Below are 13,200 nucleotides of genomic sequence, written 5' to 3'. Positions count from 1 at the left end.
TGCGCCGTCAGTGGTGAAGGATCTTCGACAGGAAGTCCTTGGCGCGGTCGCTTCGCGGATTGCTGAAGAACTGATCCGGCGAAGCCTCTTCGACGATGCGACCGTCCGCCATGAACACCACGCGATTTGCGGCCGAACGGGCGAATCCCATCTCGTGGGTGACGACGATCATCGTCATCCCGTCGCGGGCGAGCTGCTGCATGACCTCCAGCACCTCGTTGATCATCTCCGGGTCGAGAGCCGACGTGGGCTCGTCGAAGAGCATGACCTTGGGCTCCATCGCCAGGGCCCGCGCGATGGCGACACGCTGCTGCTGGCCACCGGAGAGCTGGGCGGGGTACTTCTCCGCCTGGGCACCCACGCCGACCCGGTCGAGCAGGGCGCGGGCCCGTTCCTCGGCCGCCTTCTTGTCCTTCTTGCGGACCTTGACCTGGCCCAGCACGACGTTCTCCAGCACGGTCTTGTGCGCGAAGAGGTTGAAGGACTGGAAGACCATTCCCACGTCGGCCCGCAGGCGGGCAAGTTCCTTGCCCTCGTGGGGCAGGGGCTTGCCGTCGATGGTGATCGACCCGGAATCGGTCGTCTCCAGGCGGTTGATGGTGCGGCACAGGGTGGACTTCCCGGACCCGGAGGGTCCGATGACCACGACGACCTCGCCGCGGGCGATCGTCAGGTCGATGTCCTGGAGTACGTGCAACGCGCCGAAATGCTTGTTGACGCTCTTCAGGACGACCAGCTCGCCGGTCGCGGCCACACTGTCCTTGGCCGCCGATACTTCGGTCATCGCTCTCAGGCTCCGTCCTCCTCGGTTTCGGAGGACAGTAGTGATCCTTCAGACCTGCGTCATTACATCTGAGGGGAATCTGAGCATCACGATCCGATAGCAATCGGACACTTGTCGTAGCACTTGTGAGCAGGGCTCATATCGGCCAGGTAACGGTACGCAACAGCAACCGGAACACCCTTGACGCCGACCTCGTCCGTCGGACTCACTGCAAGGTGCACGCGGGCGTGCACACGTTTTTGTACACATGGAGATCGTACGGCCGATGAACCTAAGGGGTCCCGGGTGAGGCTGCTGCTCGTCGAGGACGACAACCACGTCGCCGCCGCCCTGTCGGCGATCCTGGCGCGGCACGGGTTCGACGTCACCCATGCGCGCAGCGGCGAGGAGGCCCTCCAGGCGCTGGTCCCCGAGGGCAACGGCTTCGGCGTCGTCCTGCTCGACCTGGGGCTGCCCGACCAGGACGGTTACGAGGTCTGCGGCAAGATCCGCAAGCGCACCAGCACACCGGTGATCATGGTCACCGCGCGGTCCGACGTGCGCTCCCGCATCCACGGCCTCAACCTGGGCGCCGACGACTACGTGGTCAAGCCGTACGACACGGGGGAACTCCTCGCGCGGATCCACGCCGTCAGCCGCCGCACCGTCCACGAGGAGGCGACCGGCAGCACGGAGACCGAACTGCGGCTCGGCGCGGTCCGCATCGAACTGCCGACCCGCCAGGTCAGCGTGAACGGCGCGGTCGTCCAGCTGACCCGCAAGGAGTTCGACCTGCTCGCCCTGCTCGCCCAGCGGCCGGGGGTCGTCTTCCGCCGGGAACAGATCATCAGCGAGGTGTGGCGCACCAGCTGGGAGGGGACCGGACGCACCCTGGAAGTGCACGTCGCCTCCCTGCGCGCCAAGCTGCGCATGCCCGCCCTCATCGAGACCGTGCGCGGCGTGGGCTACCGGCTCGTCGCGCCCGCGGCATAGCGGGGCCGGGTGCACACGCGTCTGCTTCCGCTGCTCATCGTCCTGATGGCGGCCGTGCTGCTCGCTTTGGGTGTCCCGCTGGCCGTGAGCCTGGCCGGCGCGCAGCAGCAGAAGGTCGTCGTCGACCGCATCGACGACACGGCACGCTTCGCGGCCCTTGCCCAGTTCGTCACCGAGCCCGCCGACCCGGCCGGCGGGGACATCAACGAGCGCCGTGAGACCCTCAGCAGCGAGCTCCGCAGCTACCACGAGGTCTACGGCATCCGCGCGGGGGTCTTCTACCGCAACGACTCGCCCATGGCGCACGCCCCGGACGACTGGTTCCTGCCCCGGGCGGGCGAGGTGCGCGACGCCTTCGAGGAGGCGCTGCTCAGCCGCCGCAGCCACGACCCCGAGCAGGTGTGGCCCTGGCAGCGGCACAGCCTGGTGGTGGCCTCCCCGGTGATCCGTGACGGTGACGTCGTCGCGGTCGTGGTCACCGACTCGCCCACCGGGCAGATGCGTTCCCGCATCCTCGACGGGTGGCTGGTCATCGCCGCCGGCGAGGCGGCCGCGATGCTGCTCGCCGTCGGCGCGGCCCTGCGCCTGACCGGCTGGGTGCTCAAACCCGTACGGATCCTGGACGCCACCACCCACGACATCGCCACCGGGCGGCTGAAGTCCAGGGTCGCGGCGGCGGGCGGACCGCCGGAGCTCAGACGGCTCGCCCGCTCGTTCAACGAGATGGCCGACAACGTGGAGAGCGTGCTGGAACAGCAGCGTGCCTTCGTCGCCGACGCCTCCCACCAGCTGCGCAACCCGCTCTCGGCCCTGCTGCTGCGCATCGAACTGCTCGCCCTGGAGCTGCCCGAGGGCAACGAGGAGATCGCCTCCGTCCGGGCCGAGGGCAAGCGCCTCGCGCAGGTCCTGGACGACCTGCTGGACCTGGCGCTCGCCGAGCACAGCGAGGCCAGCCTCCAGATCTCCGACATCGGCGCCCTGGCCGCCGAGCGCGTCGCGGCCTGGGCCCCCACCGCCGAGGCCAAGGGCGTCCGCCTGACCGGGACCTGTCCGCCGACCACCGCGTGGGCCGACCCGGTCGCGCTGTCCAGCGCCCTGGACGCGGTCATCGACAACGCGGTGAAGTTCACGCCCGAGGGCGAGAGCGTCGAGGTCGCCGTCACCTCCAACGGCGACACCACCACGGTCGTCGTCACCGACAACGGCCCGGGCCTGACCGACGAGGAGCTGACCCGCGTCGGCGACCGCTTCTGGCGCAGTGGCCGGCACCAGAACATCAGGGGCTCGGGCCTCGGCCTGTCCATCTCCCGGGCCCTGCTCGCGGCGGGCGGCGGCTCCATCGCGTACGAACGGCACGAGCCGCACGGGCTGCGGGTGACCGTGACGGTGCCGAGGAGCGGAACCGGGGTGTGACGGCCGGCCGCTAGGGCTTCACGGAGCGGTAGTAGCGGCGCGCGCCCTCGTGCAGCCGGAGCGGGTCCGTGTAGATCGCGGTGCGGACGTCGACCAGCTGGGCGGAGTGGACGTGCGCCCCGATGCCGTCCCGGCTCTTGAGCACGATGCGGGTCAGCCACTCGGTGAGCCGGGGATCCGCGTCCGCCCGGGTGATCAGGAGGTTCGACACCGCCATCGTCGGGACGGTCGCGCCGAGCTGACTGCCCGGGTAGGCCGACTCCGGCATGTTGGTCGCGCGGTAGTAGCGGGTGGCGCCGCCCTGCTCGTGCAGCTCGGCGACCAGGCCCGCGTCGATCGGCACGAAGCGCAGCGCGGACTTCTCGGCGAGCGCCTTGAGACCGTCCGTGGGCAGCCCGCCGGACCAGAAGAAGGCGTCCAGCCCGTGCCCCAGCCGCTCCGGGCCGGTGTCGATGCCGTCCGCGGAGGGCCGGATGTCCGTCTCCGGGTCGATGCCCGCCGTCTTCAGGACCTGGTTGGCGATGAGCCGGACCCCGGACTTCGGCGGTCCTATGGCGACCCGCTTGCCCCGCAGGTCCGCGACGGAGCGGATGTCGGAGTCCCGCGCGGTGACCAACTGCACGTAGTCGTCGTAGAGGCGGGCCACGCCGCGCAGCCGGTCGGCGCCCTCGCGGCCGCTCAGCCGGTACGTCTCCACCGCGTCGGCCGCGGCGATCGCGAAGTCGGCCTGCCCGGTCGCCACCCGCCGCACGTTCTCCTGCGAGCCGTCGCTCGTGGTCAGCCGCACCTCGAGGTCGGGCATGTGCCTGCCGAGCGAGTTGCGCAGCAGCTCGCCGTACTTCTGGTAGACCCCCGCGCGGGTGCCCGTGCTCAGGGTGACGGTCCCGCCGGGCGGCTCCTCGCCCCAGGGCGCGAGCCACCACAGCAGCAGTCCGAACGCGACGAGAGCGGCGGTCGCGCCCCGCAGGACCCGCCGCCTGCCGATCCGGGACAGCGCGTTGGACATGCGCGCGATCCTGCCAGCCCGTGTGCCCCGCTGACCAGGGCGGCGCTCACAGGCGTGCCCGTCGCGCGGGGCGGGGGAGTGGCCGAGGCGGCCGTTACAGTCGCCGCATGAGTTCCTCGCCCGCCGATCTGGTCCGTGACTTCCACCGTGCCTTCGGGCTGGACGCCCGCGACATACCGTCCGAGGTCCCGCCGGAGCTGGCCGCCCACCGCGGCGAACTGCTCGCCGAGGAGGCCAGGGAGGTCGCCGAGGTGTCCGTGACGGGCCCGCTCGACCGGCTCGCGCACGAACTGGCGGACGTGGTCTACGTCGCGTACGGCACCGCGCTGGTCCACGGCATCGACCTCGACGCGGTGATCGCCGAGATCCACCGCTCCAACATGACCAAGCTGGGCCCCGACGGCCAGGTCAGCCGCCGTGCCGACGGCAAGGTCCTCAAGGGCGACCACTACGAGGCCCCGGACGTGTCGGCCGTGCTGCGCCGGCAGGGATGGGCGCCGGGGGACGGGGCCTGAGCGCGTCCCACCGGGGGGTGCGGCTGCCGTGGCGGAAGGCTGTCCGTGGTACCGCCTACCCTTATGGGCATGAGCAGCATCGACCGGAGCCAGTCAGTGGGCGGCACGCGCACCTATGAAGTACGCACCTACGGGTGCCAGATGAACGTCCACGACTCCGAACGATTGGCCGGGCTGCTGGAGGGCGCGGGCTACGTCCGCGCCCCCGAGGGCTCCGACGGCGACGCCGACGTCGTCGTCTTCAACACGTGCGCCGTCCGCGAGAACGCCGACAACAAGCTGTACGGCAACCTCGGCCACCTCGCCCCGAAGAAGGCGAGCCGGCCCGGGATGCAGATCGCGGTCGGCGGCTGCCTGGCGCAGAAGGACCGCGACACCATCGTGAAGCGGGCCCCCTGGGTGGACGTCGTCTTCGGCACGCACAACATCGGCAAGCTGCCCGTCCTCCTGGAGCGCGCCCGCGTGCAGGAGGAGGCGCAGGTCGAGATCGCCGAGTCGCTGGAGGCGTTCCCGTCCACGCTGCCCACCCGGCGCGAGAGCGCCTACGCGGCCTGGGTGTCCATCTCCGTCGGCTGCAACAACACCTGCACCTTCTGTATCGTCCCGGCGCTGCGCGGCAAGGAGAAGGACCGCCGTCCCGGCGACATCCTCGCCGAGATCGAGGCCCTGGTCGCCGAGGGCGTCTCCGAGATCACCCTGCTCGGCCAGAACGTCAACGCCTACGGTTCCGACATCGGTGACCGCGAGGCGTTCAGCAAGCTGCTGCGGGCCTGCGGGAGGATCGACGGCCTGGAGCGGGTCCGCTTCACCTCGCCGCACCCGCGCGACTTCACCGACGACGTGATCGCCGCCATGGCCGAGACGCCGAACGTGATGCCGCAGCTCCACATGCCGCTCCAGTCCGGCTCGGACCCGGTCCTGAAGGCCATGCGCCGCTCCTACCGGCAGGAGCGCTACCTCGGCATCATCGAGAAGGTCCGCGCCGCCATCCCGCACGCCGCGATCAGCACGGACATCATCGTGGGCTTCCCCGGCGAGACCGAGGAGGACTTCGAGCAGACGCTGCACGTGGTGCGCGAGGCCCGTTTCGCGCAGGCGTACACCTTCCAGTACTCCAAGCGTCCGGGCACCCTGGCCGCCGAGATGGACGGCCAGATCCCCAAGAAGGTCGTCCAGGAGCGCTACGAGCGGCTGGTGGCCCTCCAGGAGGAGATCTCCTGGGAGGAGAACAAGAAGCAGGTCGGCCGCACCCTGGAACTGATGGTCGCCGAGGGCGAGGGCCGCAAGGACGACACCACCCACCGCCTCTCCGGCCGCGCCCCCGACAACCGTCTGGTGCACTTCACCAAGCCGGAGCAGGAGGTGCGCCCTGGCGACGTGGTCACCGTGGAGATCACCTACGCCGCACCGCACCACCTCCTCGCCGAGGGCGCCGTGCTCGACGTGCGGCGCACCCGCGCGGGAGACGCCTGGGAGAAGCGGAACGCCGAGAAGGCGGCCGCGCCGCAGGGCGCGGGCGTGATGCTGGGCCTGCCGAAGATCGGCGTCCCGGAACCGCTCCCGATGGCCACGAGCGGCTGCGGCTGCGACTGACACCGCAGAGACGTACCGAGGCGCCGCACAGGCCGCCCCGGCCCGTCGAGGTCGCCCCGGCCCGTCGAGGTCGCCCAGGCCCCCGGCCCGTGGAGACTGCCCCGGGCCGCGGGCTCCGACCCCCGCGGCGAACGGGCCGACCCGGGCAGTGGACGGGCCGACCGGCGGGGCGGGACGCCCCGTGGGGGCTACGCTGCCGATCATGCTTGTCGCCGCCGCCGTCTGCCCCTGCCCGCCGCTGCTCGTGCCCGAGATCGCCGCGGGTGCCGCCCCCGAGCTGGACACCGCGCGTGCCGCCTGCACGGACGCGCTGGGTGTGCTCGCCGCCTCCCGGCCCGACCTGCTCGTGGTCGTCGGCCCGGCGGACGGCACCGGCCCCGAGACCTATCCGGAGGGCAGCAAGGGGTCCTTCCGCGGCTTCGGCGTCGACCTGGGCGTACGGCTCGGACAGGGCGAGGGCACGCTGGCCGGGCGCAGGCTTCCCCACGGGCTCGCCGTCGGCGCCTGGCTGCTGGGCCGCACCGGCTGGGCCGACGCCCCCGTCGAGGGCCGGGGCGTGGGGGAGCCGCTCACGGCCGAGCGGTGCGTCCAGGAGGGAGAGGCCGTCGCGGCCCGGGCGGAGCGGGTGGCGCTGCTGGTGATGGGGGACGCCAGCGCCTGCCGCACCCTGAAGGCGCCCGGCTACCTCGACGACCGTGCGGCCCCGTTCGACGCGGAGATCGCGCGGGCGCTGGGCGCGGCCGACACCGAGGCCCTGCGGGCGCTGGACACCGGACTGGCGCGCGAACTGAAGGTCTCCGGCCGGGCCCCCTGGCAGGTCCTCGCCGGCGCGGCCGCGGGCAACGCCGCGCTGGAGGGCACGCTGCTCTACGAGGACGCCCCCTACGGGGTCGGCTACCTCGTGGCCACCTGGTCCTAGGTTGCGGAACCGGCCGCCCGGTCCCCGGTCACGCGCGGGCCGCAGCCCGTCCGTGAAGCGGCGGACGGCCGGGAGCGCTCACCGCGCTCCACGGCCGTCCGCCGGTTCGCCGCTCAGGAAGCGGGCGGGGGCCCGGCCGGCGGCGGGGTGGTGCCGCCCGCGTCCGGACCGTGGTCCTTCTTGTGCGCGAAGCGGTCCACGGCATCCTTGGCCTTGCCCGTACCCGTCCGGATCCGGTCGCTGTACTTGCCCTTGGTCCGCTCGTCGACGGTCCGCGCGGCCCTTTCCAGGCCGTGCTGGATCTTGTCCTCGTGCTGCTGTGCGAGGCCGGAGGCCTTGTCCTTGGCGGGGCCGAGCTTGGCCTTCAGACTGTCCAGGAGACCCATGGCGTACCTTCCCTCGCGGCCATCTACGTGCGGGCGCCCTCACCGGCCTCGTTACCGGCCGCCTCGGAGGACTGCTGCTTCGGGATCTCGACGCTCCCCGCGCCGGTTACCTTGTCGCCGGCCTCCCTCACCGCCGTACCGGCGTCCTCCGGTGCCTCGGCCGAGCCCTTCGGCTCAGCGGCGTCGGCCGCGTCCTCCGTTCCGGAATCGGCCGTCGCCCCGCCGGCCCGTGCCCCGCCGGCCTCGACGGTCCCCGTCTCCTCCGCGGCCTTCGACCTCCGAAAAATCCGTGCAAAAACGCCCATTTCCACTCCATACGTTACTCGTGCGGGCGAAATCCCGCGTCGCCCGGTGTGTCCGTTCGTGTGACCCGGGCTGCCGCCCCTGCGATCCGGCGGCAGGAATCTCGCAACGGGCAACGACCCGGCCTCCGTCGCGTCACGTAACCCGTTCGAGAGCCGGGTGCGAGGTTTGCGAGACTGGATCAGTGAGCAGCGCACCCCACGCCCCCCGCGTCATCGCCGTCGTCGGACCCACTGCGGCCGGAAAGTCCGATCTGGGTGTTTTCCTGGCCCAGCGGCTCGGCGGCGAAGTCGTCAACGCCGACTCCATGCAGCTCTACCGGGGGATGGACATCGGCACCGCCAAGCTGACGACCGAGGAGCGCGGCGGCGTCCCGCACCACCTGCTCGACATCTGGGACGTCACGGTCACCGCGTCCGTGGCCGAGTACCAGCGGCTGGCCCGCGAGCGGATCGACGCACTGCTCGCCGAGGGGCGCTGGCCCGTCCTGGTCGGCGGGTCCGGCCTCTACGTCCGCGGCGCGGTCGACCACCTGGAGTTCCCCGGCACCGACCCCGAGGTCAGGGCCCGCCTGGAGGAGGAGCTCACGCTGCGCGGTCCGGGGGCGCTGCACGCGCGCCTCGCCGTCGCCGACCCGGGGGCCGCGCGGGCGATCCTGCCGAGCAACGGCCGCCGCATCGTCCGCGCCCTCGAGGTCATCGAGATCACCGGACGCCCCTTCACCGCCAACCTCCCGGGTCACGACTCGGTCTACGACACCCTCCAGATCGGTGTCGACGTGGCCCGCCCCGAACTGGACGAGCGCATCGCCCGCCGGGTCGACCGGATGTGGGAGGCGGGCCTCGTGGACGAGGTCCGCGCACTGGAGGCGCAGGGGTTGCGCGAAGGGCGTACGGCCTCCCGCGCCCTCGGCTACCAGCAGGTCCTCGCCGCGCTCGCCGGGGAGTGCACCCTGGAGGAGGCACGGCTGGAGACCGTGCGTGCGACCAAGCGCTTCGCGCGCCGTCAGGATTCGTGGTTCAGGCGCGATCCCCGGGTGCACTGGTTGAGTGGGGCCGCGGCGGACCTGACGGAACTTCCGCAGCTCGCGATGTCGTTGGTCGAACGACCGGTTACAGCCTGATCACGTCCTGGCATCGGGACGCCCAGGCCGTCATCCGGCCCTGTGGCGCCGTGCCATCATCGAGCTTCGATCGACCAAGTGGAGTCCTAGTTGGGAGGGCGCGTGGCGATGGAGGCCGGCCCTCGCGACACCGCACACGGCACCGAACACCTCACCACCGAGCGAGGTGCACCGGAGCAGGAAACCGACCGTCTCAGCCCCGACGGGCCGGAGGAGACGCAGGGCGGTGTGACCGACGACGGCCCCGAGCCGGACGAGATGTTCGCGGGCGGCGACGAGGTCGAGGTGGAGCTGCGCCCGCAGCGCCGGCTGCGCATCTGGCAGCTCGCGCCCATCGTCGGGCTGGCCGCGGTCGGCTCCCTGATGTTCGCGTTCCCGCTCGCCTTCGACTTCGGCGACAGCGGCGCGGTGATCGCCATGCTGGGCCTGCTGATCTGCTCCTGCGCGGCCGGCTGGGGCATGACGGCCGCCCGCAGGGTCGGCCACACCTGGCCGGGACTGCCGGCCCGGGGCTCGGGACGCAGGCCCGACTGGCGGGTCGTGATCGCCTACGTCGTGATGGTCGCCGCCGTGGTGGCCCTGGCGGTCTGGCGGGTCGCCCGGCTCCGCTGACGCCCCCGCGCGGGCCCGTCGGCCGGCGGCGGCACGCCGTCACCACCACCCCGTACGATCGAGGAATGAGCACGCGGATCGCCTTCCTCAAGGGGCACGGCACGGAGAACGACTTCGTGATCGTCCCGGACCCCGAGAACGCCATCGACCTCCCCCCGGCCGCCGTCGCCGCCCTGTGCGACCGCCGCGCGGGCATCGGCGGCGACGGACTGCTGCACGTCGTGCGGTCGGCGGCCCACCCCGAGGCCCGGGACATGGCCGGCGAGGCCGAGTGGTTCATGGACTACCGCAACGGCGACGGCTCGATCGCGGAGATGTGCGGCAACGGAGTACGTGTGTTCGCGCGCTACCTCCAGCACGCCGGACATGTGGCCGAGGGAGACATCGCGGTCGCCACGCGCGGGGGCGTGAAGACCGTGCACATCGCCAAGGAGGCGTCCGACGGCGGTACCGCCGGGGGTGACATCACCGTCGGCATGGGGAAGGCCGTGTTCCCGGCGGGCGACGTCACTGTGAGCGTCGGCGAGCGCAGCTGGCCCGCGCGGAACGTGAACATGGGCAACCCGCACGCCGTCGCCTTCGTGGACGACCTGGCCCACGCCGGCGACCTGTACACGGCCCCCCCGTTCAGCCCGGCCGCCGCCTACCCGGACGGGGTGAACGTGGAGTTCGTCGTCGACCGCGGTCCGCGGCACGTGGCGCTCAGGGTGCACGAGCGCGGGGCCGGCGAGACCCGCTCCTGCGGCACGGGCGCGTGTGCGGTCGCCGTGGCCACCGCCCGCAGGGACGGGGCCGACCCGGCCGCCACCGGCACCCCCGTGACGTACACGGTCGATGTGCCCGGCGGCACCCTGGTGATCACCGAACGGCCCGACGGCGAGATCGAGATGACCGGTCCCGCGGTGATCGTCGCCGAGGGCGTGATCGAGGCCGGGTGGCTGGAGAACGCCCTCCGCTGACCGGACGGACGCCCCGGTAACCCAGCCTCCGGACCCTAAGGCACGCACTTCCGCAGGACGGGGGCGGGGTCCGGCTTCGAGATCATGGCGAACCGCCGACCCGTTGGCGTGAAAGTGACGCTTCATCGGCCATCGCTCGTTGGGGTGATCCGTTTCACGCTCGGCCGGAGGCGGTGAGCCCGAGGGTGCCGGGCTCGGTAGCATCAAGCACCGGCCCGGACGGGGGGACGAACGACGTCCCCTGAGCCCGAGTCCGCCCTGGGGCACGCCGTCCGCCGGTCCACGCAGCCGGAGGTGCCCATGAACGCGGAGGCCGTCAATCCCGCGACCCCAGGCCCGGTGACCTCTGGTCACGTCACCCCCGCGGGGTCGCGTAGGAAGGCCCGCCCCCGGCTCGACCTGCGCCGGCTGGGCCGTGCCGCACTGCTCGGCCCCGCCGCCCGCGACCGGCTCCCCGACGCCATCGGACACGTCGTCGACGCCCACCGCGCCCACCACCCCGACGCCGATCTCGAACCCCTGCGCCGCGCCTACGTCCTGGCCGAGTCCTCGCACCGCGGCCAGATGCGCAAGAGCGGTGAGCCCTACATCACCCACCCGCTCGCCGTGACCCTCATCCTCGCCGAACTCGGCGCCGAGACGACCACGTTGACGGCCTCCCTGCTCCACGACACCGTCGAGGACACGGACGTGACGCTCGATCAGGTGGGTGAGCAGTTCGGGGAGGAGGTCCGCTATCTCGTCGACGGCGTCACCAAGCTGGAGAAGGTCGACTACGGCGCCGCCGCCGAGCCCGAGACCTTCCGCAAGATGCTCGTCGCCACCGGCAACGACGTCCGGGTGATGTCGATCAAACTAGCCGACCGGCTGCACAACATGCGCACCCTCGGCGTGATGCGCCAGGAGAAGCAGGAACGCATCGCCAAGGTCACCCGGGACGTCCTCATCCCGCTCGCCGAACGCCTGGGCGTCCAGGCGCTCAAGACCGAGCTGGAGGACCTGGTCTTCGCCATCCTGCACCCCGAGGAGTACGCGCACACACGGGAGTTGATCGTCGGCAACGCGGCCCGCGCGGACGATCCGCTCGCCGAGGTCGCCGAGGACGTGCGCAAGGTGCTCCGCGAGGCCGACATCAGCGCGGACGTCCTCATCCGCCCGCGCCACTTCGTGTCCGTGCACCGGGTGTCCCGCAAACGCGGCCGGCTGCGCGGCGCCGACTTCGGCCGCCTGCTGGTGCTGGTGAACGAGGACGCCGACTGCTACGGCGTTCTCGGCGAACTGCACACCTGCATGACCCCCGTGGTCTCGGAGTTCAAGGACTTCATCGCCGTACCGAAGTTCAACCTGTACCAGTCGCTGCACACCGCCGTGGCCCGCGAGGACGGCCAGGTCGTCGAAGTCCTCATCCGCACCCACCAGATGCACAAGGTCGCCGAGGCCGGCGTCGTCGCCCTCGGCAACCCCTACGCCACCCCGCCCGAGGAGCAGTCCGCGAGCGACGGCGAACGCGTCGACCCCACCCGGCCCGGCTGGCTCTCCCGGCTCCTGGACTGGCAGCGCGGCGCGCCCGACCCCGACACCTTCTGGTCCACCCTGCGCGAGGACCTCGCCCAGGACCGCGAGATCACCGTCTTCCGCCCCGACGGGGGCACGCTGGGCCTGCCCGAGGGGGCGACCTGCGTGGACGCCGCCTACGCGCAGTACGGCGAGGACGCGCACGCGTGCATGGGGGCCAGGGTCAACGGGCGGCTGGCGACGCTGAGCACCGTCCTGAAGGACGGCGACACCGTCCAGCTCCTCATGGGGCAGGACCCCGCCTCCGAGCCGTCCAGGGAGTGGCTGGAGCACGCCCACACCCCCGCGGCCCGGATCGCCATCCAGCGCCGGCTGACCGCCCACCCCGCACAGGACGAGGCGCCCGCGCCCGAGGCGCCGACGGCCTCCCGGCCCGTCCCTGGCGGCGCCGCCGTTCCGCAGGTGCCGGACGCGCCGGGGGCGGCATCCGGCCGTCCGGCCGCCGCCCAGGTCCTGGCCGACCGGGACGGCGCGACCGTACGGCTCGCCGGCTGCTGCACGCCCGTACCGCCCGACGGGGTGACCGGATTCGCCGTGCGCGGGGGAGCGGTCACCGTGCACCGGGTCGAGTGTCCCGCGGTGGCGCGCATGAAGAGCGCCGGGCGGGCGGAGGTCGGCGTGCGCTGGGGGGAGGGCGCCGAGTGCCGGGTCACGCTGGTCGCGGAATCGTTCGTCCGTCCGCACCTGCTCGCGGACCTCACCGAGGCCATGGCCCTCGAAGGCGCCGAGATCGTCTCCGCGACCGTCGAACCGCCGGACCGGCAGCAGGTGCGGCACACGTACACCGTCCAGCTGCCGGACGCCGCCCGCCTGCCCGTCCTGATGCGCGCCATGCGCAATGTGGCCGGTGTGTACGACGTGACCAGAGCCCAGTCGTCGGCTCCGGGCGCCTGACCCGGGCCCCGCCCACCCTCACCACCACGGCCGACGGCCGACGGGCGTCGGCACTCGGCGCACCGGCCCAGCGGTGTGATTACCCGATCGGGTGGGCCGGGAGCGCGCCGTCGCCGCGGCACCCGCGCGCGCTGATAGCCGTGAGG

General features: G+C 72.4%; 13 protein-coding genes. 9 read left to right on the top strand and 4 right to left on the bottom strand.

Annotated features, from left to right (window positions below):
• Positions 1-7 precede the first annotated feature (7 nt).
• Positions 8-784 carry an amino acid ABC transporter ATP-binding protein gene (locus FHX78_RS08695; RefSeq protein ID WP_145866883.1) on the bottom strand — a complete coding sequence of 259 codons (777 nt, stop codon included), beginning with the start codon at positions 782-784 and terminating at the stop codon, positions 8-10.
• A gap of 285 nt (positions 785-1,069) precedes the next feature.
• On the opposite strand from FHX78_RS08695, the gene FHX78_RS08690 reads away from it, so the two are divergent.
• Positions 1,070-1,756 (top strand): response regulator transcription factor, encoded by a 687-nt coding sequence (locus tag FHX78_RS08690; RefSeq protein ID WP_145866882.1) that lies wholly within the window; start codon positions 1,070-1,072, stop codon positions 1,754-1,756.
• 9 nt (positions 1,757-1,765) lie between these two features.
• Complete coding sequence (locus FHX78_RS08685) at positions 1,766-3,169, top strand: sensor histidine kinase (RefSeq protein WP_145866881.1); 1,404 nt, start codon at positions 1,766-1,768, stop codon at positions 3,167-3,169.
• Positions 3,170-3,179: 10 nt separating this feature from the next.
• Here the strand turns inward: FHX78_RS08685 and FHX78_RS08680 are convergent, their stop codons facing one another.
• Complete coding sequence (locus tag FHX78_RS08680) at positions 3,180-4,175, bottom strand: TAXI family TRAP transporter solute-binding subunit (protein ID WP_145866880.1); 996 nt, start codon at positions 4,173-4,175, stop codon at positions 3,180-3,182.
• Positions 4,176-4,282: 107 nt separating this feature from the next.
• Between FHX78_RS08680 and FHX78_RS08675 the strand changes: the two genes are divergently transcribed.
• From FHX78_RS08675 to FHX78_RS08665, 3 genes are all read left to right on the top strand, one after another.
• A complete protein-coding gene (locus FHX78_RS08675; protein WP_145866879.1) occupies positions 4,283-4,690 on the top strand; it encodes a pyrophosphohydrolase domain-containing protein in 408 nt (135 codons plus the stop codon).
• Positions 4,691-4,759: 69 nt separating this feature from the next.
• Positions 4,760-6,283: a tRNA (N6-isopentenyl adenosine(37)-C2)-methylthiotransferase MiaB gene (gene miaB / locus FHX78_RS08670; RefSeq protein ID WP_145866878.1), complete on the top strand. Its 1,524-nt coding sequence runs from the start codon at positions 4,760-4,762 to the stop codon at positions 6,281-6,283.
• Between the two features lie 202 nt (positions 6,284-6,485).
• Positions 6,486-7,202, top strand: coding sequence for a class III extradiol dioxygenase subunit B-like domain-containing protein (locus tag FHX78_RS08665; RefSeq protein ID WP_145866877.1), 717 nt, complete (start codon positions 6,486-6,488; stop codon positions 7,200-7,202).
• A 113-nt stretch (positions 7,203-7,315) separates the two neighbouring features.
• Here FHX78_RS08665 and FHX78_RS08660 read toward each other — a convergent pair whose 3' ends face one another.
• Positions 7,316-7,588 carry an antitoxin gene (locus FHX78_RS08660; RefSeq protein ID WP_145866876.1) on the bottom strand — a complete coding sequence of 91 codons (273 nt, stop codon included), beginning with the start codon at positions 7,586-7,588 and terminating at the stop codon, positions 7,316-7,318.
• A gap of 23 nt (positions 7,589-7,611) precedes the next feature.
• Positions 7,612-7,893: a hypothetical protein gene (locus tag FHX78_RS08655; RefSeq protein ID WP_145866875.1), complete on the bottom strand. Its 282-nt coding sequence runs from the start codon at positions 7,891-7,893 to the stop codon at positions 7,612-7,614.
• A 182-nt stretch (positions 7,894-8,075) separates the two neighbouring features.
• On the opposite strand from FHX78_RS08655, the gene miaA reads away from it, so the two are divergent.
• The 4 genes from miaA (at position 8,076) to FHX78_RS08635 (ending at position 13,054) form a co-directional block, all read left to right on the top strand.
• Positions 8,076-9,014, top strand: coding sequence for a tRNA (adenosine(37)-N6)-dimethylallyltransferase MiaA (miaA, locus tag FHX78_RS08650; protein ID WP_145866874.1), 939 nt, complete (start codon positions 8,076-8,078; stop codon positions 9,012-9,014).
• Between the two features lie 108 nt (positions 9,015-9,122).
• On the top strand, positions 9,123-9,626 hold the full coding sequence (locus FHX78_RS08645) for a hypothetical protein (RefSeq protein ID WP_145866873.1): 504 nt from the start codon (positions 9,123-9,125) through the stop codon (positions 9,624-9,626).
• A gap of 65 nt (positions 9,627-9,691) precedes the next feature.
• Positions 9,692-10,585 (top strand): diaminopimelate epimerase, encoded by an 894-nt coding sequence (dapF, locus tag FHX78_RS08640; protein ID WP_145866872.1) that lies wholly within the window; start codon positions 9,692-9,694, stop codon positions 10,583-10,585.
• Positions 10,586-10,885: 300 nt separating this feature from the next.
• Complete coding sequence (locus FHX78_RS08635) at positions 10,886-13,054, top strand: RelA/SpoT family protein (protein WP_145866871.1); 2,169 nt, start codon at positions 10,886-10,888, stop codon at positions 13,052-13,054.
• Positions 13,055-13,200 lie beyond the last annotated feature (146 nt).

Origin of the sequence: Streptomyces capillispiralis, from assembly GCF_007829875.1 — a bacterium.
Lineage (GTDB): Bacteria > Actinomycetota > Actinomycetes > Streptomycetales > Streptomycetaceae > Streptomyces > Streptomyces capillispiralis.
Note: the sequence above shows the minus strand (reverse complement) of the source record. Positions and strands in the feature narration are given on the sequence as shown.